This window comes from Paenibacillus sp. Z3-2, from assembly GCF_054161325.1.
Map to the genome: position 1 here is coordinate 3,698,084 of NZ_CP096397.1, position 25,440 is coordinate 3,723,523.

General features: G+C 45.4%; 22 protein-coding genes and 1 riboswitch. Of the genes, 6 read left to right on the forward strand and 16 right to left on the reverse strand.

All coding sequences use genetic code 11. The annotated features are described in order from the left end of the window. Positions 1-8 precede the first annotated feature (8 nt). The 4 genes from M1D71_RS16560 to lpdD all read right to left on the reverse strand — a co-directional run bounded on the left by M1D71_RS16560 (position 9) and on the right by lpdD (position 2,160). The gene (locus M1D71_RS16560; RefSeq protein WP_145322017.1) at positions 9-515 is read right to left on the reverse strand and encodes a DUF4178 domain-containing protein; all 507 of its coding nucleotides are present in this window, start codon (positions 513-515) and stop codon (positions 9-11) included. A 23-nt stretch (positions 516-538) separates the two neighbouring features. Beyond that, a complete protein-coding gene (locus tag M1D71_RS16565) occupies positions 539-940 on the reverse strand; it encodes a DUF350 domain-containing protein (RefSeq protein WP_458122859.1) in 402 nt (133 codons plus the stop codon). Positions 941-1,035: 95 nt separating this feature from the next. Beyond that, positions 1,036-1,707, reverse strand: a complete 672-nt coding sequence (locus tag M1D71_RS16570; RefSeq protein ID WP_458122860.1) for a PspA/IM30 family protein — start codon at positions 1,705-1,707, stop codon at positions 1,036-1,038. Between the two features lie 111 nt (positions 1,708-1,818). Further along, on the reverse strand, positions 1,819-2,160 hold the full coding sequence (gene lpdD, locus M1D71_RS16575) for a prenylated flavin chaperone LpdD (RefSeq protein ID WP_458122861.1): 342 nt from the start codon (positions 2,158-2,160) through the stop codon (positions 1,819-1,821). A 153-nt stretch (positions 2,161-2,313) separates the two neighbouring features. Between lpdD and M1D71_RS16580 the strand changes: the two genes are divergently transcribed. Continuing rightward, entirely contained in the window at positions 2,314-3,105 is a 792-nt protein-coding gene (locus M1D71_RS16580; RefSeq protein WP_458122862.1) for a polysaccharide deacetylase family protein, read from the forward strand. 114 nt (positions 3,106-3,219) lie between these two features. Here M1D71_RS16580 and M1D71_RS16585 read toward each other — a convergent pair whose 3' ends face one another. The 3 genes from M1D71_RS16585 to M1D71_RS16595 all read right to left on the reverse strand — a co-directional run bounded on the left by M1D71_RS16585 (position 3,220) and on the right by M1D71_RS16595 (position 6,453). Next, the gene (locus tag M1D71_RS16585) at positions 3,220-3,891 is read right to left on the reverse strand and encodes a 3D domain-containing protein (RefSeq protein ID WP_458122863.1); all 672 of its coding nucleotides are present in this window, start codon (positions 3,889-3,891) and stop codon (positions 3,220-3,222) included. Positions 3,892-3,893: 2 nt separating this feature from the next. Next, positions 3,894-4,090, reverse strand: a riboswitch (cyclic di-AMP (ydaO/yuaA leader). 217 nt (positions 4,091-4,307) lie between these two features. Continuing rightward, positions 4,308-5,030: an amino acid ABC transporter ATP-binding protein gene (locus M1D71_RS16590; protein ID WP_336758607.1), complete on the reverse strand. Its 723-nt coding sequence runs from the start codon at positions 5,028-5,030 to the stop codon at positions 4,308-4,310. Next, entirely contained in the window at positions 5,017-6,453 is a 1,437-nt protein-coding gene (locus M1D71_RS16595; RefSeq protein ID WP_458127276.1) for an ABC transporter substrate-binding protein/permease, read from the reverse strand. The genes M1D71_RS16590 and M1D71_RS16595 overlap by 14 nt, the downstream gene beginning before the upstream one ends. A gap of 210 nt (positions 6,454-6,663) precedes the next feature. On the opposite strand from M1D71_RS16595, the gene M1D71_RS16600 reads away from it, so the two are divergent. Next, positions 6,664-7,839: a M20 family metallopeptidase gene (locus M1D71_RS16600; protein WP_458122864.1), complete on the forward strand. Its 1,176-nt coding sequence runs from the start codon at positions 6,664-6,666 to the stop codon at positions 7,837-7,839. Positions 7,840-8,074: 235 nt separating this feature from the next. After that, the gene (locus M1D71_RS16605) at positions 8,075-9,844 is read left to right on the forward strand and encodes an alpha-glycosidase (protein ID WP_458122865.1); all 1,770 of its coding nucleotides are present in this window, start codon (positions 8,075-8,077) and stop codon (positions 9,842-9,844) included. 150 nt (positions 9,845-9,994) lie between these two features. Here M1D71_RS16605 and glgA read toward each other — a convergent pair whose 3' ends face one another. Next, positions 9,995-11,437 (reverse strand): glycogen synthase GlgA, encoded by a 1,443-nt coding sequence (glgA, locus tag M1D71_RS16610; protein WP_458122866.1) that lies wholly within the window; start codon positions 11,435-11,437, stop codon positions 9,995-9,997. After that, positions 11,434-13,440 (reverse strand): 1,4-alpha-glucan branching protein GlgB, encoded by a 2,007-nt coding sequence (gene glgB / locus M1D71_RS16615; protein WP_458122867.1) that lies wholly within the window; start codon positions 13,438-13,440, stop codon positions 11,434-11,436. Before glgB ends, glgA begins: the two co-directional genes overlap by 4 nt. Positions 13,441-13,633: 193 nt before the next feature. Here glgB and M1D71_RS16620 point away from each other — a divergent pair, with 193 nt between their 5' ends. Next, a complete protein-coding gene (locus M1D71_RS16620) occupies positions 13,634-14,860 on the forward strand; it encodes a glucose-1-phosphate adenylyltransferase (protein ID WP_458122868.1) in 1,227 nt (408 codons plus the stop codon). A 56-nt stretch (positions 14,861-14,916) separates the two neighbouring features. Here M1D71_RS16620 and M1D71_RS16625 read toward each other — a convergent pair whose 3' ends face one another. The 5 genes from M1D71_RS16625 to M1D71_RS16645 all read right to left on the reverse strand — a co-directional run bounded on the left by M1D71_RS16625 (position 14,917) and on the right by M1D71_RS16645 (position 20,445). Next, complete coding sequence (locus M1D71_RS16625; protein ID WP_458122869.1) at positions 14,917-16,416, reverse strand: ATP-binding protein; 1,500 nt, start codon at positions 16,414-16,416, stop codon at positions 14,917-14,919. After that, a complete protein-coding gene (locus M1D71_RS16630) occupies positions 16,413-17,111 on the reverse strand; it encodes a response regulator transcription factor (RefSeq protein ID WP_017688086.1) in 699 nt (232 codons plus the stop codon). The genes M1D71_RS16625 and M1D71_RS16630 overlap by 4 nt, the downstream gene beginning before the upstream one ends. Then, on the reverse strand, positions 17,104-18,423 hold the full coding sequence (locus M1D71_RS16635) for a hypothetical protein (protein ID WP_458122870.1): 1,320 nt from the start codon (positions 18,421-18,423) through the stop codon (positions 17,104-17,106). Before M1D71_RS16635 ends, M1D71_RS16630 begins: the two co-directional genes overlap by 8 nt. A 22-nt stretch (positions 18,424-18,445) precedes the next feature. Beyond that, complete coding sequence (locus M1D71_RS16640) at positions 18,446-19,171, reverse strand: phosphonate ABC transporter ATP-binding protein (RefSeq protein WP_091020744.1); 726 nt, start codon at positions 19,169-19,171, stop codon at positions 18,446-18,448. 83 nt (positions 19,172-19,254) lie between these two features. Beyond that, positions 19,255-20,445, reverse strand: coding sequence for an MFS transporter (locus M1D71_RS16645; protein WP_458122871.1), 1,191 nt, complete (start codon positions 20,443-20,445; stop codon positions 19,255-19,257). A gap of 208 nt (positions 20,446-20,653) precedes the next feature. On the opposite strand from M1D71_RS16645, the gene M1D71_RS16650 reads away from it, so the two are divergent. Together M1D71_RS16650 and M1D71_RS16655 are read left to right on the forward strand one after the other, a co-directional pair. Further along, a complete protein-coding gene (locus M1D71_RS16650; RefSeq protein WP_458122872.1) occupies positions 20,654-21,574 on the forward strand; it encodes an ArsR/SmtB family transcription factor in 921 nt (306 codons plus the stop codon). Between the two features lie 49 nt (positions 21,575-21,623). Continuing rightward, on the forward strand, positions 21,624-22,388 hold the full coding sequence (locus tag M1D71_RS16655; RefSeq protein WP_458122873.1) for an HAD family hydrolase: 765 nt from the start codon (positions 21,624-21,626) through the stop codon (positions 22,386-22,388). A gap of 30 nt (positions 22,389-22,418) precedes the next feature. On the opposite strand, the gene M1D71_RS16660 is transcribed toward M1D71_RS16655, so the two are convergent. Together M1D71_RS16660 and fur are read right to left on the reverse strand one after the other, a co-directional pair. Next, positions 22,419-24,761: a DNA topoisomerase 3 gene (locus tag M1D71_RS16660; protein WP_458122874.1), complete on the reverse strand. Its 2,343-nt coding sequence runs from the start codon at positions 24,759-24,761 to the stop codon at positions 22,419-22,421. A gap of 125 nt (positions 24,762-24,886) precedes the next feature. Beyond that, entirely contained in the window at positions 24,887-25,378 is a 492-nt protein-coding gene (fur, locus tag M1D71_RS16665; protein WP_458122875.1) for a ferric iron uptake transcriptional regulator, read from the reverse strand. Positions 25,379-25,440: the final 62 nt, after the last annotated feature.

Sequence of the window (25,440 nt, forward strand, 5' to 3'; positions counted from 1 at the left end):
AACCTCTCCTAGCTCGAACGAATCACTTTGATATCCGCAGGAAGAATGGACTCACCCTCATACAGTGTAAATCTTCTGTCTTGCCACTCCACACGAAGAAGCATATTATCATCAGACTGATACTGCCATACCAATTGTTCTCCAGCCTGGCCATAGGGAGTTCTGCCTGCCGTGGATACCATGCCCCCATATTCTTCCTCCAGATGATATGCACGGCCATCCAGATCGAGTAATGTAGGCACCTCATCAGGCGCATCAAGCCTGCCATCAATAGGTGTATATAAGGCATATCGCGTGATCTCCCGCTCTTCAATATGCAAATATCGAAAGGCGGTACCATCCTGCAGCGTAAGCACAACTGCATTTCGAGCCCGATTTTGTACCCGACCAACGACTTCATAAGTGACCAGAGAAACCTCACAGATATCACCAGGTGCAAGCTGTAGCATGGTTTTCTCTGCCTGCGGCGGTTCAGGTTTCGTTAGTATTCCTTTAATACGTTTCCATACACTCATGAGAATTACTCCTGTTCCTTATCTTATAAACAAGCTGCAATAATCAGTGCGCCTACGATATGTAAAGCGCCAGAGAACAACCCGTATCCTGTCTTTCCTTGCTGAATTCCGGTATCCAGATCCAAAGTGGCCCATTTGCGAATCATAAAGTGTACGACACTCTCCAGAATCAACAAAATGATAAAGGATACAACGGAGACCAACAGTGCTTCTCCTAGATGACCAGCCGTAGAAATGGACGTAGCGAGTACATACCCTTGCGCAAATAATTTCATCACCATACGTGTAGTAACTGCCATATTGCCAGCCTTAACTTCAGCAAAATCCTTATATTTCGTGAACAGTGAATCAACATACATCAAAACAAACAGCAAAATCGAACCAGAACCGGTCCAGACAAGCATCGCCAAAATGTTCAAATCCATTTACACAGCCCCCACATATCAACATGAACCGCATTTAAAAGCGAAGGAGAAACGCTCTTCTCCTCCGCTGGTTAACCCTGCTGACAACCAAGGTGTTAGTTCTTATTATCGTACTGTTTCATCAATGCTGCCAGTTCGTCTTCAACAGCCTGGTCTTTACCCAACTTCTCGAACTCTTCATCAAGCGACTTGCCTTTGGATGACATCTCGTTGCTTGCTTCAGCTTGAGCTTCCATTTGCATCATTTTCTCTTCCATACGCTTCAGGCCGGCACTTGCCGTATCCGAGCCAAATCCATTCAACGCTTTATTGATTTCCGTTTGGGCTTTTGCTGCATTGTAGCGGGCTACCAATGTTTCGCGTTTGTTCTTCATTTGAGTCAACTGCTTACGCATCTCGTCGAGCTTGCCACGCAGGTTATCTGCAGAAGCCTTGTTCTGATCATAGCTGGTTTTGTACTCAGCCATCTTCTCTTCGGCAACCTTTTTCTCTTCCAGAGCCCGGCGAGCCAGATCCAGGTTCTGAGCACGTGCCGCCGTGTGCGCCTGTTCTTCACGTTTCTTCACAAGAGCTTCCTGCTCTTCGAACAACTGCTTGAATTTCTTCTCAATGGCGATCTGTGCGGCTACTGCTTTCTCCGCATCCTCGAGATCCTCTTGCATGTCACGGATATATTGGTCCGTCATCTTGATTGGATCTTCTGCCTTGTCAATAATGGCGTTAACGTTAGACATTGTTAAATCACGCAATCGTTTGAAAATGGACATTATGGTACTCCTCCTAGTCGATATTACATCGTATATAATTATACATACGTAACAATCTACAACTCGTTTCAATTTTATTAAATAAAATCAAAACATGCGATTGCCCTTATGTCAGGAAGACTCTTTATCTTTGTTCAGATGATCCTCCATCAACCTCTCTGCAGTTTGCACGATTTCGTCGATCTGCATCCGTGTAATGGAATCAAAATGGATACCCATCATTACCGTAACGGTTACTTTCAGCTGCAGGGCAGCCTTTCGGGCAAGCCGCTCACAGAGCTCTTGTTCCTTATGACCCGGAATATGTACCGTAGTCCCACTAACCCGCTCATGATCCACATAGAACGTGGCTACAGCGCCAATATGCGCCTTTCCTCCGGTAACGAGAAAAACCTTATCCTCTCCTGCTTCAATCACCTGTAAACGTATCGATTTCAAATCATATGTACTCATAGTCATCCACCTATCCTTCTCTATATGTTATATATGGAGGAATTATGGCTTTCATGAGATGAATCGGCAATGAAAATTCTCACACTACGCATAACTTATGGATACCCCGGGCATACCAAGGAGAACGTCATTTTGGAAAAGGAGGCCGTTATTATGCGCGTACGCCTCATTATGCTGATGGTTCTCGTTATTTTTCTCGGAGGATATCATGCTCCAGTTTCATCTCGGGATGCTTCAAGCCCGCCAAGTGAGTCGGTATCAGGTTCAGATTCCGCGGAAGAAGAGCAACTGACATTGGGACAATTACGTCAAAAATATGCCGATACGTTCAAAACCAATGGTCCTTCAACCAAGCAGGTTGCCCTGACTTTTGATGATGTGCCCGATCCACGATTTACTCCGCAAGTGCTGGATGTATTGAAAAAATACAAAGTCAGAGCTACATTCTTCATCGTGGGTAGTCGTGCTGAGAAACATCCGGATTTGGTGAAACGCATGGTTAAGGAAGGACATATCGTTGGCAATCACAGCTATAATCATCCGGAATTCAGTAAGCTGTCGATGAATGCCTTTCGCAAACAAATTTTACATACCGGGGATATTATTCACCACCTCACGGGATATACCCCTAAAATGATACGGCCACCTTACGGAGACATTAATGAGGAACAGCTGAAATGGGCTGCCAGACAGCATTATAGCATTGTGAACTGGAATGTTGACTCCCTGGACTGGAAAGGCCTCTCCAAAGAAAAGGTGAAAGAAAATATCCTGTCTGCCGTGAAACCTGGTTCCATCGTTCTGCAGCATGCAGGAGGCGGTGTGGGCTCTAACCTGAACGGCACGATTGAGGCTTTGCCCGAAGTCATTGAGGAACTGCGTAACCGCGGATATGAACTCGTCACATTGGACGAAATGTTGGGATTGCCTAAGGCCAAAGATTAGGGTGTCCATGATCCGTAAAAGGAAATGATTGCGAATGTTAAAAGGGTGCCTGTTCAATCGCAAGTTAGCGACTGACAGACACCCTGTTTGAATTCATTAGATGTAGTTTGATGTCTACTTCAGAATGTAGAGCTCGATATCCTGAAAACCAAATTTGCTTACGGACTGCTTGCTACCAGGAATGAAGATATCAATCCGGTGACCCTTGATTGCACCGCCAACATCACGTGCTGTGGCTACAAAAGCCTGTTTGGGCAATCCCGGATGGCTGTGACCTGTGACCAATACTTTGGTTCCGAGTGGAATCACACTTGGATCAACTGCAATCGTACCCAGTTCAAGATCATTACCGAAGTAATCCACAGCACCCCATCCTCCATTTTCGGACGGATCTGCAGAGTATGCCGTTGCTTTCACATTGACTGCTTTACTGTAATCAAACGTTTTGCCCCAGGCTTGAACCACTTTGTTATCTGCGTTAACGTCCAAGCTTGCTGTGGTAACCGTCTTCGCTTGAGCCTTGCTTTCCGTAGCGGCAGCAGCAACTTTGTTTGCTTTGCCGGGGATTGTAATTTTCAAACCACCATAAATGTTGTAAGGTGAAATGTCGTTATTTGCTTTAACCAACGTGTTAAGTGCTACTCCATATTGTTTCGATAAGGTGTAGAAGGTATCTCCCTCTTTGGCCACATGAACTGAATCTGCGTGAGCCGGAACGGCTTGGATAAGCATTGCTGTTGTCAATAATGCTACTGCTGTTTTGGCTATACGTTTCTTGTTAATCATGGTCTTCCTCCCTCATTGTGCCTGCGAAGTTAGTTGTCGGATTCGGATGAGGAGCCCACCCTATAGGTTCTTCGTTACATCTGGAAACATTATGTACCCCTAATTCACCCCAAGCAGTGTGCTATCGATCTTCCCCTGCACAATCTGCATCGTTACATCCCCCGCACTCCCTGTCCGGAAGTTTCGGCAGAGTTCAATATATCACAATTTTGTAACCTGAACTTGTAGTAATTCTTACCAAATGATTTTCAGCGCATCATCATCTGTAAGAATACTGGATAATCACGAAATGGCAGATGCATCGATTCCTTAAGATTAAGTTACAGAAAAGTTACTTTTCGACTCTATTAATGTTTATTACGCATAAAAAATAGCGTTACCGACATAAAGTCAGCAACGCTATTTGATCTGTGAATTTAGAGTACCTTAGCAAGAAAATCACGTGTCCGTGGATTTTTGGGTGCTCCGAACACCTCATCTGGTGTTCCTTCTTCCACAATAACCCCGCCATCCATGAACAAGATCCGGTCTCCCACTTCACGTGCAAAACCCATCTCATGCGTCACGATGACCATGGTCATCCCGCCTTCTGCAAGACGTTTCATGACATCGAGTACTTCACCGACCATCTCGGGGTCGAGAGCCGAAGTTGGCTCGTCAAACAGCATTACATGCGGCTGCATGGCCAATGCTCTTGCAATGGCGATCCGCTGCTTCTGTCCACCGGACAGCTGATTCGGGAATGTATCTTTTTTATCGTACAAGCCCACAGTGTTAAGCAGATCAGCAGCAATTTTCTCCGCTTCCTGCGTGGATTGCTTCTTCACTTTAATTGGAGCAATCGTAATGTTTTGCTGTACCGTTTTGTGTGGGAACAGGTTGAAATGCTGGAACACCATCCCCATTTTTTCACGAGTCGCATTGATGTTGTGCTTCGGATCGGTGATTGACACGCCTTCAAAATCTATCTCTCCCGAGGTAGGCTGTTCCAGCAGGTTCAGACAACGCAAGAATGTACTTTTACCCGAACCGGAAGGACCGATAACCACGACAACCTCGCCTTTGCCAATCGTCACGTTAATGCCCTTAAGCACATCGTTATTTCCATAAGATTTGTGTAATTGTCTAACGTCTATCACTTGCACTCAACTTCCTTTCCAGTCGTCCCAGCAGCTTGGACAAAATGAACGTCAATACAAAGTAAATGGCTGCCGCAATGAGAAACGGACTCAATCCTTGATACGTAATGTTTTTGACCACACTTGCCTGATACATAATGTCCACCATACCGATAACAGAGATAATGGAGGATTCCTTGATGATCGTTATGAATTCATTACCAATTGCCGGCAATACGGCCTTGAAAGCCTGTGGCAATATGATGTAACGCATGGCTGCACCTCTGCCCATTCCGAGGGAGCGAGCTGCTTCCAACTGGCCACGATCCACCCCTTGAATACCTGCACGGAAAATTTCCGCAAGATAGGCACCACTATTGATGGAAAGTGTGATAATCCCCGCTTGAAGGGGACTAAAATTAATACCAAATGTCAGGGCCAATCCATAGTAGATAATCATCAATTGCACTAGCATCGGAGTACCCCGAATAACTTCGACATACGCTGTTCCAATCCAACGTAGAATGGCTACATCATGTAGACGGAACAAACAGATGATCAGTCCGATGATCACCCCAAATATTACACCAAGTGCAGATAACAGGAGCGTGTATCCTACACCTGTTGCATAGAAGCTCTTGTATTGCCAGAACACTTCAAATATATTTTGTGATTTGTTCACTTTATCAGCCATCAGGAGACTGGCGTCTGTGACCATTTGTTCGATCTTATTTTCACTTTTCAATCGCTCGAGCGTTCCATTGACCGCACTTAGCAACTCTGTATTCCCTTTACGGATTCCAATTGCTGCTTCTACCTGTTCTTCATCAGGAACAGCAGGAGCAAGTGCAATCACATCATCCAGATATCCCGCAGCAACGGTATCTTCAACGATTGCTGCATTTATACGATTCGTTTGCAACTGCAACACAATATCAGAAATTTTATCGAGCGCAGTAAGCTTCGCTCCTGGGATATTCTGTCCAATCGTCTCTTGAATGGAACCCTTCTGCACCCCTATTTTTTCATTCTCCAGTTCTGCCATCGTCGGATATTTGTCTTTATCCGCACTGCGAACCATGATTACTTGTTTGGACTTGTAATAGGTGTCGGAAAAATCAATACTTTGCTTCCGTTCATCGGTTGGTGTCATTCCCGAGATGACCAGATCCACACGACCGCTCTGCAATGCAGGCAGGAGTCCGTCGAAGCCCATATCTTCAATGACAAGCTCAGCGCCAAGGTCTTTGGCAATTTCTTTGGCAATGGCAATATCAAAACCAACGATTTGATCTTTGCCATCGATCACTTTATGGAATTCATAGGGTGCAAAATCGGCACTTGTACCGAGCACCAGCTTTTTACTGCTTGAATTGTCTGTAGTCCCACTTGCAAGTGCCACAGGAACGGCAGTCGTCAGCAGAACGACAAAGGTCAACAGCATCATAGTGTAACGACTTATCAATTTCAACCTTGTTCTCTCCCCTTACAATACTTTGTATGCTTCTCATGTTGATGACTGAGTCATTATAAAGTACAATGCATGATTATGCAATGTATTTTGACATTACAAATCTTGACTTGTTTCTGAAAAAATGAAGCAAACATGATATAATCAATGAATTATTTTCATTTTTGCATAAGGAGTTTACTAATGACATCTAACAAATCACAGATCCTGACGGTTATTGATCAATATGCTTCCCGTTTTAAAGCCATTTCATCATATATCGGTGCCAATCCCGAACTGGGGAATGAAGAGTATCTTGCTTCTGCCCGTCTAAAAGAAGAACTGGTCTATCACGGCTTCACTGTAGAGGCTCCAATCCTTGGACTGGACACAGCCTTTATTGGAACCTATTCAGCCGCCAAACCCGGTCCTACCATCGCATTACTGTGTGAGTATGACGCGTTGCCGGAGATCGGTCATGCTTGTGGTCACCATCTGATCTGTATGATGAGTCTTGGGGCTGCTGTTGGGCTAAAATCCATTCTGGATGAAGTAGGCGGAACCATTAAAGTGTTTGGTACACCCGCTGAGGAGACCCGTGGTGCCAAAGTTCCTATGGCTGAAGCAGGCTTGTTCGATGACTGCGATGTCGCTCTGATGGCGCATCCATATTATGCCTATGAAAAGTCAGGCAGCTCGCTGGCTATTGATGCTGTCCAATTTGAATTCCATGGCAAATCCTCACATGCTGCTGCAAGTCCGCATGAAGGCATTAATGCACTGGATGCCGTCATTCAAACGTTCAATGGAATCAATGCATTCCGGCAACAAGTGAAAAGCACCGTTCGTATCCATGGTGTGATCAACAACGGGGGTCAAGCGGCAAACATCATTCCTGACTATGCTTCCGCGCAATTTTATGTACGTGCCGCAACCAGAAAAGAGCTGAATATCCTCACGGAACGTGTGATTCAGATCGCTGAAGGCTCTGCTCTCCAGACAGGCTGCAAGCTGGTAACGTCCAACTATGAGACGTCCTATGATGAGATGGTCACCAATGAAGCATTCTCAGCTGCGTTTAGTCAAAATCTGATGGAACTCGGCATCCCGCAAGAAGAGATTGTCAGTGGCAACGATCATGGCTCCATGGACATCGGTAACGTTTCCCTGAAATGTCCTGCAATCCATCCTTATATTCGTGTTGTAGACGAGGTGCACACACTACACTCCATAGCCTTCCGTGATCTTGCACTCCAAGAGCGCGCTCTGGACGGGATGATTCTGGGAGCCAAGGCACTCGCTACAACAGCCTATGACGTTCTGAGCCAACCTGAACTGCTTCAATCCATACGTACAGAGTTTGAACAAGTTATTCGTTAACATCCGCTTCAGCATATTGCACAGGGGTACCCAGACAGGCTTAATTTTCAAGCTTGTTCCGGGTACCCCTTTTCGTAACAATCTGTAAGTATATCCAGTTAGAAGCTGGATATGCTTTGAAAGAAAGCCTTGAAAACATTGAAAATAATACATTTTATTACAGTAAATATGGTTCATTTGCTGGCTAACTTGGTTATATATTGTTATAATTTATCCATATTCAGGAGGTGCTGTCATGCTGCTCGAAGCTATGTATCATGTCCCTCGTGACAAGTGGGCTTATGCCTACAACTCGTCTACCATACATCTGCGCGTACGAACCAAGCGCAATGATGTGCAATATGTGACTGCACTGACCGGAGATAAGTACAATTGGAACGGAACCTACAAGGAAATTCAACTGGAGAAGGCTGCTTCCGATCGCATGTTTGATTATTGGGAGGCTGCCGTCAAGCCACAATTCAAACGTCTCACCTATATATTTCGGATAACTGCCGGTTCAGAGGATGTGTTTCTTGCGGATAACGGAATTCATTATGAGCCCCCCTATCCCACCGGAGGATACTATGAGTTCTCTTACATACACGAAATTGACGTGTTTAAGGTGCCCGAGTGGGCCAAAGAAGCTGTCTTTTATCAGATCATGACTGAACGGTTTGCTAATGGAGATCCCACGCTAAATCCACAAGAAACCCATGACTGGGGTGGCAAACCTGAGTTGGACAATTATTTTGGTGGAGATCTGCAGGGTGTACTGGATCATCTGTATGACTTGACTGAACTTGGCGTAAACGCCATTTACTTTACCCCGTTATTCCAGGCCAATTCCTACCATAAATATGACACCATTGACTATAAAAAAGTCGACCCCCATTTCGGTGATAACGCCATGCTACGAAAAGTGACAGAAGAATGCCATCGCCTTGGTATTCGTGTTATGCTGGACGCCGTATTTAACCATTGCAGCGAAGACTTTCCCCCTTTTCAGCACGTACTCCAACATGGAAAAAACTCAAAGTATGCGGATTGGTTCCACATCAATGAATATCCGGTTCAAATTAAGGACGGTATACCTACCTACGATACGTTTGGGTTCTATGGCAACATGCCCAAATTCAATACAGCCAACCCAGAGGTTAAGGCATATCTACTCGATGTGGCTGAGTACTGGATCAAGGAAATCAAGCTGGATGGATGGCGACTGGATGTAGCGAATGAAGTGGACAACCATTTCTGGCGTGATTTCCGCAAGGTTGTTAAGGCAGCGAATCCCGAAGCTTATATTGTGGGTGAAGTATGGAGCGATTCCTTGACCTGGCTTATGGGAGATCAATTCGATTCCGTCATGAATTATCCATTTGCCGACAAAGTACTTCAGTTCTTCTGCGGGTCGATGGATGGTTATAATTTTGCCAATGAGATGGGTTCATTGATTATGCGCTATCCGCAACAAACCAACGAAGTAATCTTCAATATGCTCTGCAGCCACGATACCCCTCGCCTGCTCACCCGGTTAGGAGAAGACAAACGCCGACTAAAGTTGTCGGTTGTATTTCTCTTCACCTATATCGGCACACCTTGTATCTTCTATGGAGATGAGGTTGGAATTAGTGGTGGTGCTGACCCGGATTGCCGAAAATGCATGGAATGGGACCCTGCTAAACAAGACAGAGAACTCTACGATTTCTATCGTCTGATGATCGATTTACGCAAAAGCAATGAAGCCCTGCGCAAAGGACGCTTCCGTTTCCTCAAAGCTGATCATAACGATCCCTGTATCGTGTACGAACGTGTAGATGACAACCTCCACTTTACGGTATGGATGAATAATACATCTCAAGATCGTACGCTCTCTCACCCCATGGAAACAAAAGACTGGAAGGATGCTTTAACTGAAGAGTCAGTGTATCCAACCGATGGCATGATGAATGTTAAGCTTGATCCTTACGGGTACCGCATTTTGTACAGGCAGCTTGATCCGGCGAACATTCATTTTAAAGTCTAAGTCAAAACATGCTCATAACATGCTCATAACAAAAGAAAACACTTCTACCGCCTCAGATGAATGCAGTACGATTATTCTGAAGTTTCGGAGTGTTTTTTTATTGCGTAAAAAAGCCACAGCATCATATGCTGTGGCTCATTGATAACTGCATCAATTTACAGGTTCGAGTGTGATTCGACGATAAATATCCATATATTCCTCAGCAGAGACATTCCAGCTGTATTCTCCGCTCATTGCATTTTTCACAATCTTCTTCCAGTGTTCTGGCTGTTTGTAGATCTCCTCCGCACGTCGAATGGTATTCATCATGTCATGCGCGTTAAAGCATGTGAATGAGAAGCCATTCCCTTCTCCGGTAAACTCGTTATATGCCTGCACAGTATCGTTCAGACCACCTGTTTCTCTTACGAGAGGCACACTGCCGTACCGCAGGGCCAGCAACTGACTAATGCCACATGGCTCGAACCTGGATGGCATCAGGAAGATATCACTGCCTGCATAGAACCGACGGGATAACCCGTCGTTGAACTTGATCTGAGCAGACATTTTGAGTGGATAACGATTTGCCGCTTCACGGAACCAGTGTTCATAGGCCTGCTCACCAGTTCCAAGTACGGCGAACTGTATGTCATCATAATACAACAATTCATCCAGGATGCGGCAGACCAGATCAAGTCCTTTGGAATCAACTAGCCTTGTGACCATAACCATAAGAGGTGCATCTGGTCGAACAGGCAATCCAAGTTCCTTTTGCAACTCGATTTTGTTTTCCGTTTTCTTGGACAGACTCGTTCTGTATTTCACGGGGATCTTGGTGTCTGTAGCCGGGTTGTAGCTCTTGGTATCAATGCCATTTACAATCCCGCTAAATCGATCTCCAAGTGAACTGAGCAGTCCATCAAGGCCATATCCATAATAAGATGTTTTCACTTCCTGTGCGTAAGTTGGACTAACGGTTGTCACATGGTCAGCGTACACAATTCCAGCTTTGAGGAAATTGACATTACCGTAATACTCGGCTCCATCCACGGTGAAATATCGATCGTCCAGCTCCAGGATTTCACTAAATAACTGATGCGGGAATACCCCTTGATACAACAAGTTATGTATGGTGAATACCGTTCGCATATCACTGTAGAATGAATCGTGTCTGTAGTGTGCTTCGAGCAGCAAAGGAATCATCCCTGCATGCCAGTCATGACTGTGCAGCACGTCCGGCTTGAACTCAATCTGTGGCAGCACTTCGAGAACCGCACGGTTGAAGAAGGCGAACCGCTCACCATCATCCATATATCCGTACACCCCGTCACGCCCAAAATAATACTCATTATCCACAAAATATACTGGTATTCCATCATAAATCAGCATTTCTATTCCACAATAGGGTCTACGCCAGCCCAGAGGCACATCCGTTGTAACGACGGGCTGTAACGCGTCTTTATACTCATCGGGAATCCCCTTGTATTTAGGCATAATCACCCGCACGTCTGCCCCGCTCTTCTTCAATGCAAGCGGGAGAGCACCGATTACGTCAGCAAGGCCTCCTGTTTTGATAAATGGATGTACTTCAGCAGCAGCAAATAGAATATTCATGCCTTTGTCCTCCTCTTCGGTTTGAGCGTATTACTTTCATTCTTATTCTTCTTTTTTGAACTGACGGAAGTTATACTCGCAGGCGATTCATCCGTTTTCCGACGCGTGTTCTTTTTTAGAATCACGATGCTCAGCGGAGGCAAAACCAATTCGAGACTATGCGGATGCCCATGAAAAGGAATCTTTTCGGTAGGTAGCTGCATATCATTAGTAATGCCTGAACCGCCGTAAACGGAATGGTCACTGTTCAGAACTTCGGTATACATACCGGGACGCATGACACCAATTCGGTAACGCTCCCGCTTGACCGGCTGAAAGTTAATGAGCACAAGGAGTGTATCCGCAGGTTTTTTTCCTTTGCGTACATATGAAATGACACTCTGGTCCTGATCATCCGGAGTGATCCATTCATAACCGTCCAAGGAATGATCAAGCTCCCACAAAGCTTTTTCGCTCAAGTACAGGTTCGACAGTTCACGCTCAAACTTATGCAAATTGCGGTGACTGTCATAGTCCAGCAAGAACCAATCCAGTTGATCCTCATCCTTCCATTCGATGAACTGGCCAAAGTCTCCACCCATAAACAACAGTTTTTTCCCTGGGAAAGTCATAAAATAGCCCAGAAAAGCACGCATGCCGGCAAATTTCTGTTCATAGGTTCCTGGCATCTTGTCAAGGAGTGACTTTTTGCCATGAACAACCTCGTCATGAGACAGAGGTAGCACATAATTTTCAGAAAAGGAGTATACGACCGGGAAAGTCAGCAAATGATGTTTGGAAGGACGCTCATGAAAATCAGATTCCATGTAATCAAGCGTATCGTTCATCCAGCCCATGTTCCATTTGTAATTGAAACCCAGACCGCCTTCATCTACAGGTAACGTTACCATTGGCCATGCACTGGATTCTTCAGCCATCATCAATGCATAAGGGAAATACTTGAACACCGTCTCATTCAGTTGCTGTAAAAAGGCTACAGCTTCCTTGTTCTCAAGACCTCCTTCATCATTGGTTCGGTATTGTCCTGGCTGTTTCTCAAAATCAAGCCGAAGCATACTCGTAACCGCATCAACACGGAGTCCGTCAAAATGATACATCTCCATCCAATACAATGCGTTGGATATCAGAAATGAACGAATCTCAGGTTTCGAGTAGTCAAAGCTAAGTGTACCCCAGCCTGGCTTCTCTGCTAACATCGGGTCTGCATACTCATACAAAGGCGTACCATCAAACATACGCAACCCATGAGCGTCTTTGGCAAAATGCGCTGGCACCCAATCCAGCAGAACACCAATTCCAGCCTGATGTAGTGTATCCACCAGATACATCAGATCTTTAGGCTGTCCGTAACGGCTTGTTGGTGCATAAAATCCAGTGTTTTGGTATCCCCACGAAAGGTCATAGGGATGCTCACTTAGAGGCATCATCTCAACATGGGTATATTTCATTTCTAATAAGTAAGGAACGAGCAAGTCAGCCATCTCGCGGTAACTATAAAGGCTGCCATCTTCTTTGCGCTTCCAGGTCCCCATATGCATTTCATAAATATGTAGAGGTTTGTTATACAGCCCACGCTGTTTGCGTCTCCAGGCTCCATCATTCCATTTGTAACCTTCGATTGAACTGGTGACAGAGGCTGTCTGAGGTCGAACCTCCGCATGAAACGCATAAGGGTCCGCTTTGAGCAATTCTGTTCCATCTTCCGTTAATATACGGAACTTGTATAAAGTTCCTTCACTAATTTCCGGAAAAAAACGACTCCAAAATCCTGATTCGGGTATCTTATATAAAGGTTCTTTTTCGCCTTTCCATCCATTACGGTCCAGAGCCAATCCTACTTCTGCGGCATTTGGTGCCCACACGGTAAAGCGATACCCCTGACGGCCATCGCAGATCTCAGGCTGTGCGCCCAAAATTCGATAACTGTGATGAAGGTTGCCTTCATGAAATAAATAAATATGCTCCGGCGATATGTCCGGGTGTGCCAACGGTTGAATGGCCAAGAGATCACCTTCTTCTCAAGAAAATAGATATAACAGTAACCATTACCCCATTCTAGCCAAGTTGAAAAGAAAAATGCGGTGCGTTAGAAAATGTTGTATTTTTTCTGAATTTTTACAGTAACAATCGTTTCATCTGCTCTACTTTGCGTTAATGATGTACTACAATGCACAATATTTTGGGAGGGAAACGATTATGTTTAATAAAGATTGCATCGCTATGCTGTTGGCGGGAGGAGAAGGGAAGCGATTAGCCCCTTTAACCTCAAGTGTCGCAAAACCCGCTGTACCGTTTGGCGGGCATTACCGGATCATCGATTTTCCTCTCAGTAACTGCGTAAACTCAGGGATCGATACTGTAGGAGTATTAACGCAGTACCAAGCGGAATCTTTGCATGATCACATTGGTCAAGGAGAACCATGGGGACATGGTAACTCAAGTCAGCCAGGAATTTCCTTACTTCCATCTTATCATACAGGAAATGACGAATACTTGGGAACGGCGGATGCTATTTATAAAAATATTGACTATATTGATCAGCAAAACCCCGAAAATGTTCTAATTTTGTCGGGTGATCATATTTATCATATGAATTATCGCGAAATGTTGGAGGCTCATCAGGCCAACAATGCCGCAGCAACCATTTCGGTGATGGAAGTTCCATGGGATGAAGCACATCGCTTCGGAATTATGGCTGCTGATGCTAATTTGCGTGTAACCGAGTTTGCCGAGAAACCGACTGAACCAAAAAGCAATCTGGCTTCAATGGGTATCTACATGTTCAAATGGGAGTATTTGAAGCGCCATCTCTTGGAAGATGCAGCAAACCCTGAATCCAGCCATGACTTCGGTAAAGACGTTATTCCTCAAATGTTAAACGAGAACAATCCCCTCTACGTCTATAACTTTAATGGTTATTGGAAAGACGTAGGTACGGTTAAAAGCCTTTGGGATGCACATATGGATCTGTTGCACAACGATGAAGACTGGAGTCTTCAAAAAGAAAACTGGCCTATGTTTACCCGCGACTGGCGGTCAAAGCCAAATGCTTACAAAGCTAGACATACGAAGATTGAACATGTGGCTTCCATGATTCACGACTCTTGTGCCATTGAAGGTCGCGCCGAACGTTCTGTGATCTTCTGCGGTGCTGAAGTAGGTAAGGGTTCAGAGGTAAAAGACAGTGTTGTTATGCCGAACGCACGCGTAGGTCGTGGTGTTCACATCGAACGCGCCATCATTGGTGAAGGTGCGATAATTAAAGACGGTGCAATCGTTAAAGGTACGGCAGATGAAATTGTTGTTGTTGGTCCTAACGAGATTGTCTCTGCCAAGCCGGCTGTCCGTTCACAACCTGTTCGTATGTTGAAAGAAGTATATGAGAAAAGTGGGCGCTTGCGCGCTGGTGAACTTTCTTCATAATAATGTGCAAAAAAAGGCGAACCTTAGTGGCTCGCCTTTTTGGGTCTTATACAAACTTAAGACTTTTCTGGATCCAATTTTACATCGGTTGCTGCTCTCTCTTCTTTTACTTCAGTATCACCAGGCTGCGTTACAGATTCCTCTGTACCCATCTCCTCAGCCACAGCCGGTAACGTGACCGTAACTGTTGTACCAGAGCCGAGTTCACTCTGCATTGTAATGGTTCCCTCATGAAGTTCTACCAGTTCCTGCGTAATCGCAAGCCCCAGTCCAGTTCCCCCATTTTGATGATTCACCTGGAAGAAGCGGTCCCGTACTTTGATTAGATGTTCCTCACTTATTCCGATACCGGTGTCCTGAACAGCTGCAATGATCTGACCATTCTCCTCTTTGACGGACAAGAAGATCCATGAATTCTCATGGGAAAATTTGATTGCATTATCCACAACGTTCAAGAAGACTTGTTTCAGTCTGTTCCCGTCTCCATGGACATTATATGCACGAGTCTCATCCGTTTCCAACTTGAGATGAACCTGTTTTTGTTCCGCTTTGGCCCAGACATTCAACATCGTTTCCTGCACAATTTCACGTATGTTGACGGTTCCTTTGACCAGCTTCATCTGATTCTGCTGTAATTTGGAGAAATCCAGCATCTCCTCAACAAGTCCAATCAGTCGTTCCGTTTCCTTGGAGATAATGCCCATTCCGATGCGGGTTTCTTCCGGATCATAACCGCCTGAATCCAGTGTCTCACTCCAACCCTTGATACTGGTGAGAGGTGTTCTTAATTCATGTGAGATCGAAGAGATAAAATCATCCTTGATCTGATTACTACGCACGATTTCATGTGCCATGAAGTTAAGCGTCGATGCCAATTCGCCCAGTTCGTGCTTATAGTTTCCTTTAACCCTGACATCCAGCCGTCCTCTGGCCATCTGAGCAGATACTGCAGTGATGTTGTTGATTGGACGCACGATGGAATTCGCCATACCGATACTGATAATCAGAACAATCGCAAGCACGGCAACACCGACCGCAGCGGCAAGTAGTCCCATATTTAACAGCTTTGAATTCACATCTTCAAGTGATGTCAGATATCGAATAACATAAGTATTTTCGCCGCCTAGATCAAACTTGTGTGAAACGGCCATGACGGATTCTCCAGTACCTGGTTGTCTTCCAATCCAGCGTCCCATATCCCCGTTCAAAGCCTGCATAATATCACTGGTTTGCAGCACAGCACGGTCAGATTCAAAAGCAGTCGAACTCGCCAATACGCGCCCGTTCAGATCCAAAATTTCAAGTTCAGTATTGGACAATGCCAAGTTCACAATGAGTCTCGACAGATTATTGCCATCCTCCGTGGTATTTTCACGGGCAATCGGCTCGAAAAAGTCCTTTGAATTAGAAATGTGGGTACTAATCGTATTGTAGATACTTTCATAATAATACCTTTGTACTGCCAACATAAATACGAATTCGACCAACAGCAGAGCGAGAAAAACTACAAAGAAATAATGTAGTACGATCTGCCGAGTAATGCCTTTTTTAATCATTGCTCCCGGCCCTTCCATTTGTACCCGTGACCCCATACAGTTTGCAGGTATTCGGGCTCGGAAGGATTGTTCTCAATTTTCTGACGCAGACGACGAATGTTTACATCCACAATTTTTGGATCACCCATGTACTCTTTTCCCCATACGTGATCTAACAAGACATCGCGGCTGAGCGGTGTATTTTCTTTTTCCAGGAAAAACTGAATCAGGGAAAATTCCGTTGGAGTTAATTCTATAGCTTCATTCTGTTTTTTGAATTGCTTCGAGATCAGATCCAGTGAAAATGGTCCCGACTGGAACGTAACCTTTGCCGCGGTTTCCCGGTGCACATTCACTCGACGCAATAAAGACTGAATACGAGCAATCAGCTCTGTAGGGCTGAAAGGCTTGCTTACGTGATCATCTGCACCAACGGAAAGTGCATACACTTTATCCTGTTCCTGAACTTTCGCGGTCAAGAAGATGATACCCAAGCGTTCATTGGTCTCACGGATCCGTCTACACACCTCGAATCCATCAATACCAGGTACCATGACATCTAGCAGAGCCAGATCAATATCCGGTACCGTTTGCAGTATGCGTAGCGCTTCATGGCCATCACCCGCTTCAAGCACTTCGAATCCGTTTCTCTTTAAATTGATCACTATAAAACTGCGGATGGATTCTTCATCCTCAAGAATAAGTACTTTACTCATTAAGTTCTCCCTTTCTATTCAGCTGAGAAGTATTTCCTAGCGCATCTTTACCCGCCTCTGATTGTGCTACCCTTGAAGCAATAACCCGATCTTTGGTTCGTGTAATTTCCTTCCAGCTTTTACCCTTCTCCTGTTCCCACTGGGAAAGGGTGAAATATTTAATCTCTGCCACGGTTTCGTCAGTTTCAATCATTTTAAATCGAATATATTTTTCCTTTTCCGATTTGGTATCAATAGTGATCTTACCGTACCACTCTGGCTTAAGGTTAAGATGAAATAAATCAGCATCATCCCGGAATTGGAATGAGACAAATTTCTTACCGTCTTTTCCATCCCACTGATAATAGGTGTAAAACCACAACCGAGAGTCAAATACGTAATGCTCCCAACCTTTTGGAGTCTCTTTGAGTCCAAACTCAATAATACCATCATTATCAACATCACCGCTTAAAATTTTGTCATCTCTATACGTTTGATCCGGTGATTTGAAAGCATTCACTAACTTATTATCCTTAACATAGATAATTTGCGAGAAGGAGCTTCGATCATCAAGCTCTGCATCCAGTACAATGCCCATGTGCCCTTCGGCGATCTCTCCGCCCAGAGCATTATAAACTTCTTTAACGGTATAATCGGTCTGCACCCGATCAACTTCCTTGAAGCTGCCATCTTCGTACTGGTATAACGCAATCGTTGCAAAACCGCTGTTGTTCAGCGAAATGATAACAAAATCACTCTTACCGTCTCCGCTCAAATCCAGCGTGTTACCCTGCGCATCATCAATGATATATTGATTATACGGAACTCCACCCAAGACCTGCTCCAGTGCCCCGCCCTTGTAGGAATATGCAGTCAGGGCCTTCTGCTCCTGTAGACTTACACCAAGAATAATATCCGGATTTCCGTCATTTGTAATATCCAATACTTTAAAGGATTGCAGCTCATTTCCCGGCACATCAAATGTAAGCTTTTTAACCCATGTGCCTCCCTGCTCTTCCAAAATCATGCCATGGATTCGCACATTCTCATTCGGCGTCTCATAAAACACAATCGCTTCCCGAGTTCCATCCCCATTCAGGTCTTCCACTCGAATCATACTGGTGTTATTCATATCCTTGGGACGAATCAACGTGCTCTCTGGCGGCAGTTTAACCTGAACCACGTTGTACAGTTTCTCCTTATCTGTGGACATCATTGGTTTTCTCATCAAACCCTTGGGGTCACTTATGACTGTGCATCCGCTTAGAACAGAACCAAGCATGATCGCCATTGTTCCTGCTGCTACAAAGCGTCCCCACCGTGAATTAAACAATCTCATCACTCTTTTCAATAGTTTAAATCTGGTTTTTTTCTTGCTGTGTCAGTCTCCGTCCACGAATATCAAAAGCAATCTTGCCGTCTGCCAATCCCCAGATTCGCGTGGCATGTTTCTCAGCAAGTTCAATAGGCAATACTGCAATGACTGTAGCACGTTCTTCTTCACATAATTTACGCAGGGTTTCCAGCACCGAATCTGCTGTGTGAGGATCGAGACCAATTACAGGTTCATCGGCCAGAACCACTTTGGCACCATGAGCAAGCGCTCTTGCAATGGCAACCCGCTGCTTCTCTCCACCACTCAGCTTCTCTGCTATTTGATGTGCCTTATCAAGTAATCCCAACCCTTCGAGATAGTCCATAGCACCCATATAATCATCGGAACGAACCATGCCCGTTACCATTCTCCATACGGGTGTCTGACCCGAACGTCCGATTAATACATTTTTAAGAGCCGTACGTCTAGGGAATAATTCTGGATTCTGCTCCAAGTATGCCCATTCCCGTTTAATTTTCCGTTTTCCGGACCAGCCTTCTTTCAAAATCTCGGCGCCATCCACCGTAAATCGACCTGAATCCCATTTTTCCATCATAGCCAGACATTTGAGCAGCATGCTTTTTCCGCTACCGCTTGAGCCAACTACAGCTATCATCTCACCTTGCTGCATATCAAAACGAATATCCCGTAGAACAGGAACGCGGTCCACGCCAACGGATTTACTCAAGTTCTCTACTCTGATCATCGCGATGTCTCCTCTTGTCCATGTTTTTCCCTACCACTAGTGTACTCGGAAATGGACATCAATTTCCATGCGAACACCAGCTTCTATTTTAACACAGATTCAAACTCAGGTTTACGACGAAATAATATACCTGCCGCGCCGAAAAGAAGATACATGATTCCCAGCAAGGTAAACATGCTTCCGGGCGAAATCCAGTTAATCATCTGGCCGCCCAGATTCGGTCCGATAATGCTTCCAATCGTGAAATGAAAGGAAGCCACAACGTTCGCTGCAGGCAGCAACATTTTAGGCAAAATATCTGCTGCATAGGCAAGCCCCAATGAGAAAAAGGAGCCGACCAGACCACCAGCGATCGTTAATAATACAAGCGTCCACCAGAAATGCGTACCTGCGACTGGAACCAGCATGAAGATGATTCCCCCGCTGATGCCTGCAAACATCAATATCTTTTTACGCCCATATCGGTCACTCAACATCCCCAGAGGCAATTGAAGGAACAAACCTCCAATACCGATAAATGGAAGCAACGACGAAATCTGATCGGTGTCGAACCCAATACGCAGGCCATACACGGGGAAGTTACTATTCATACCGGCCTCCATATAACCGTATAAAAGGGCAGGTAACAGTGCGTACCAAGCCCATGCCAGACTACGACGGAAGCGCCGTTCAGGCAGCTGGCCATGCTCTGCTTTTTCCGGCTTCGTATTCGGAAGCTTCATTAATACCAGAATAAGTACTGCTGCCATACATACGAACAATACCCAGAAAGGGACAGCATCACCGAATCCGAGAAGCTTGATTCCCAGCGGACCAATGCTGAATCCCAGTCCGTAGGACATGCCATACAGCGATATGTAGCGTCCTCGCTTTTCAGGTGCCGTAACAAGCAACACCCAGAGCTGAGCCGCGTAGTGCAGTGCGCTGTCTCCTATTCCAACGATCAAACGCAAAATGAACCATATTTTAATATCTGGTAAATACGGAAATAGTATTAAAGGGACCATGACCAATATCAGGCCACCCACAATCAGCTTTTTGAACCCGAGTGCTCCCAATAATCGTTCCGCAACTAGAGTCATGGCAAAAGAGCCAATGTACAATGCAGCAGCGTTTAATCCGTTTAAACCTGGTGAAACCCCTTTTTGCTCCAAAAAAATCGAAAGCACAGGCAGCAAAAGCCCCTGACTAATTCCAGCTACCACAATAACTGTAATCAAAATCAAATAGTTGGCTGTCGAGTGGGATAGTTTGGGGCGAGTAATCGATGACACGAATTCATTCCTCCTGCGAGCACACAAAGAAAAATCGTCATCGCTGACGACTTTCGTATGGTATACATATGGTTTTGAACTGCTATTGATGGATCGGGGCTTTGCCCCGGACTTGAACATTATAGTGGACAACGCCGTGCAAAACAAGCCATAATAGTACTTAAGTCGCTGCGTACACTTAGATGTGACGGGAGGATTCTGCAACAATATGGCTTATCATGTTAAAATTGATGTTTCACCGATATATGAAATGCTCAATAGCTTTCTGGTTTATGTTACGAAAAAATGGATTCAGCATCTGGATATTGGTCCTGAATGGATTCTGGAAGTGGAAGGCAAACTAAGTTCCAATGTACGAGCTGCGCTCGCACCTGCTGCCACTTGGCCTTTTGATGATTTTGATGTCCTGTTTGCATGGGCAGCGTATCAAAATGTTACGAAGGAGAATCGTGAGTTTCTGGACATGCTTGCCGGAATGACAGCGGATGACCTGTATGCACGTGTATCTCCTCTTCTGCCCGCTCTTACTATAGAAGAATCTACGCGTATTCGGAACAGCTATGTCCCATTATTGCGACTATGGGATCAACACTACTGTCAGAATATGAGTGAAGATCAGCGCGTATGGCTGGAAGAAGATGCTGAAGAAAAACGCGTTTTGCTTGATAAAATGGGATCTGAACTGCTCATTGAATATGCCACTGCAGGAGTTCTTGTTGAACCCATGCCTGGACTGAATGAAGTTATCCTGTTTCCAACGGTGCATAACCGCCCTATTAATATGTACTGCTTCTATGAGGGTATGATGATCATGCAGTATCCCGTAGATGTACCTGAAGAGAACGAAGACCAGCCACCAACATGCCTTTTACGTTTCACCCATGCATTGGCTGATCCTGAAAGACTTCGCCTGCTTCGTTACGTATCGGATGAACCCAAATCCCTCGCTGAGATGTGTGAAGAATTGGGTAAAGACGAAGACACTGTCAAAGATCAGGTTATGGCGCTACGCATCGCAGGTCTGCTGCGAACCCATCTGCTGGGAAGTAATCGTAAAGAGAAATACAGTATTCGTCCGGATGGCGTATCTGAATTGAATATGTTCCTGGAATCCTATATTCGCATATAATTTAGTTGAACCATTATGGGGTTACTGGCAACAAGGAGTGAGTTAGATCATGAAAATAATGAAACAACATATTTTGTTTGACCTTGATGATACACTCGTATATTGCAACAAGTATTTCAACCTGGTTTTGGGAGAATTCTTTGAGAATATGCAGGAGTGGTTTGACGGACATTCTCTGACGACGCAAGAGATCCGCGAAAAACAGCTGGAGATTGATGTAACCGGCGTGAACAAGCTCGGCTTCGCTAGTCATCACTTCCCGCAATCTCTGATTGATACCTATCGTTACTTTTCCGGGAAGTTCGCCAGATCAACTTCTCCCGGAGAAGAAACTTATCTGAGCAAGTTGGGCATGAGTGTGTACGATCAGGAGGTTGAACCATACCCTCATATGGTTGAAACGCTTGAGAACCTCAAAGTAGCTGGACATTCTCTCTACTTATATACAGGTGGCGAAACCGTGATTCAACAGCGCAAGATTGATCAGATGAAGCTCTCGGCTTATTTTGATGATCGGATCTACATTCGACAACACAAAAACATCGAGGCTTTGGAAGGCATTCTGTCTAACGGTCCATTTGATCGTCGTACAACATGGATGATTGGCAACTCTCTTCGGACAGATATTATGCCCGCAGTAAAAGCCGGAATTCACAGCATATACATCAAACAGCCGAACGAATGGCAATACAACATCGTAGAACTTCAGCCTAATCCGGAAACATCGATGTACACCATCACTGCACTGGAAGAGGTACCGAAGGTCATACACGAAAATATACAACAGCAGCAACAGAAAAGGACCCTTGGTTAAGGGTCCTTTTGCTTTATGTTAACATGTTAACTAAGATCCCGCATCCTGCTTCTCACCAGATAACTTGCCTGTTACCACGTCCTGCAAAATAATACGTGCTTTCACCGTACTTCCGTCTTTTCGTTTGAAAGACAGTACTTGCGTACTCCCCTTCTCAATCAGCGATTTTAACATCGTACTGGTGATTTTTTTGCCCGCATACTCTTTCCAGACTACAAACGAGCAGCCTTCCTTGAAACGTGAACATCCATAACCCTTCTTGCCTTCTATGATCTGGCCTGTACAGCCGGGCGAAGGACAGGGTGCCAGTAACTCTCTCACTCCTGATTGGTTCGCAGTTGAAGATGGCGCCTTGGTAGTCGTACTTGTCCTACTGCTAGATCTTGACGAAGACGAAGACTGACGTGACGTTTTTACAGCTGAACCGCCACTAGTTGTTTTGGCAGATGTCCTCGTATTGCCGGCCTGGCTTTTGGCTCCTTTGCCTTTCCCCCTGCCTGCACGCGAATCTTCTCCAAAAGCATCTGCTGGCGCTGGAGCTTGCACACGTACTTTCTCAATGATGGACAAGGTAAATTTCTTGACATTCTCCATGAACTTGTCCTGACCCGCCTCACCTTTGGAAATCTGATATAATCTTCTTTCCCATTGGCCTGTCATCTCAGGTGAAGTTAACAGATCCACGCCTGCTCGGCGAATCAATTCAATTGCTGTTCTGCCTTTGAGGGTTAACTGCATTTTCTTCCCCTGCAGCGTAATATAACCTACGTTTTTGAGGCGTTCGATCGTAGCCGCTCGTGTAGCCGGGGTCCCCAGACCACTGTCCTTCATCGCATCTCGCAGCTCTTCATTCTCGATCTGCTTGCCTGCACTTTCCATGGCTTTCAGAAGCGTTCCCTCCGTATAACTCTTGGGGGGCTGGGTCGCCTTTTCCTTAAACTCACTCTTCGTACATTGAACAGGTAAGTCAGGCTGTACGGCAAAAGCCTTGTCCGTCCACTCTTCGGCTTCCTCTTCTTCATTGCTGTTCTTCTTAGTCTTCTTCTTGCCTGCGCCACCCTGTTCCTGATCTCCAGAACCGAGGACCACTTTCCATCCGAGGGACAGCAGCTCTTTGACAGATGTCTTAAACTGATGCTTCTCCACTTCGGTGAGCACCGTATGTTGCTTATACTCCGCTGGAGGATAGAAGTGAGACAAGAAGCGTCTTACAATCAAATCATAAATGTTCTGTTCATCCTTGGATAACGTACCCGGTCGCTTCAATGTAGGCAAGATTGCATGGTGATCCTCAACTCTGCTCGGATTACATACCCCTTTATTGTTCTTATGAACAAGTTCCGGCTTGGCCCCTTGTGCAAGCTCACTATACGTTCCATTCTTGAGCAGATTCAGCGTTTTGTGCATACCTTCAATATTCTGTTCTGTAACATAGTTGGAGTTCGTCCGTGGATACGAAATTACCTTGTGTTTTTCATACAAGGCCTGCGCGATATCCAGTGTTTTTTTGGCACCATACCCGAACTTGGCATTGGCTTCACGCTGTAAAAGGGTAAGGTCGTACAAACGGTACGGATACTCCTTCGTCTGCTTCGCTTCGTATTTGGCAATCCGCCCTGTCTTGCCTTTCACACTGGCTGCAATGGCTTCTGCTGCCTCGGCATCGGTCAGTTTATCACCTTGACGCAGCCCCCGGTACTCGACACCTTCCTGCCTAAACCAGGCGGCCACTTCATAAAAGGTCTGCGACTGGAATGCTTCAATCTCTATTTCCCGATCGTAGATCAGCGCCAGTACTGGCGTCTGCACACGGCCTACAGACAACAAAGCATTATGGCGAGTTGTAAACGCGCGTGAGGCATTCATGCCGATCAGCCAATCGGCTTCACTTCTGGCACGAGCTGCTTGGGTCAAATTTTCAAATTCAGAGGCATCCTTCAGACCATCAAAACCACGTCTGATACTCTCTGCCGTCAAATCAGATATCCATAGACGCTTTACAGGCTGACGCAGCTTCAACTGCTGTTGAATGAGGGCGAAGATATACTGCCCTTCTCTCCCTGCATCGCAAGCATTGACGATCGCTGAAGCCCGTTTCGCCAGTTCTCCAATCATTTTAAGCTGATCTTTCGTTCTCGGATTGGGTACAATCTTGAACTGATCGGGTATGATTGGCAGGTCCGCTATATTCCAGCGCTTGTACTTCGTATCATAGGCATCCGGTTCAGCCAGTCCAAGCAAATGCCCAATCGCCCAAGTGATGATGTAATGTTCACCCTCCAGATACGTACGATTGTTCTTGGCCTTTGGTTCTATGACGGCGGCAATGGTTCGACCCATGTCGGGTTTTTCCGCTATAACCAGTGTCTTCATCCGTCCATCTCTCCTCCTTCACCGTCCGCGTGACGGCAAAAAGGGGCCTTCCGCCGACGGAAGCCCCTTGCTTCTGAAACCTATTATATCAGATTATGTATTCGGGAGCACGCCCCCAGAATGAATTAACCTGCTGCCTGTTCTTTAAGTACATGCTTTTGTCTGCACTCTTTGCATACACCTTGGAAATCCAGACGATGATCTGTGACAGCAAAGCCATACTGACGCTCGATTTGTTGTTCCAAACGTAGCAGGCCATCTTCCATGATCTCTTCTACTTTCCCACATTCTGTACAGATCAAGTGATGGTGGTGATGAGACCCGTCCGTACTCCGTAGATCGAAGCGCGCAGCACCGTCTCCAAAGTTAATCTTTTCAACAACCTGAAGATCACTCAGCAGTTCGAGCGTTCGGTATACGGTAGCCAAACCGATCTCAGGGAACTGCTCTTTAACCAGGAGAAATACTTCCTCTGCGCTAAAATGATCCTTCTCATGTTCAAGCAATACACGTACCGTAACTTCCCGTTGTTGTGTTAACTTATATCCTTTTTCAACCAATTGGTTTTTAATGTAAAATATCTGTTCTGAAATGGACTTCTCCCGGTTACTTGCCATAGCAGGTCGCACCTCCGGTTTATTCATTAAATTTTACTTTTATCGTACTCATTCTTGGTTTC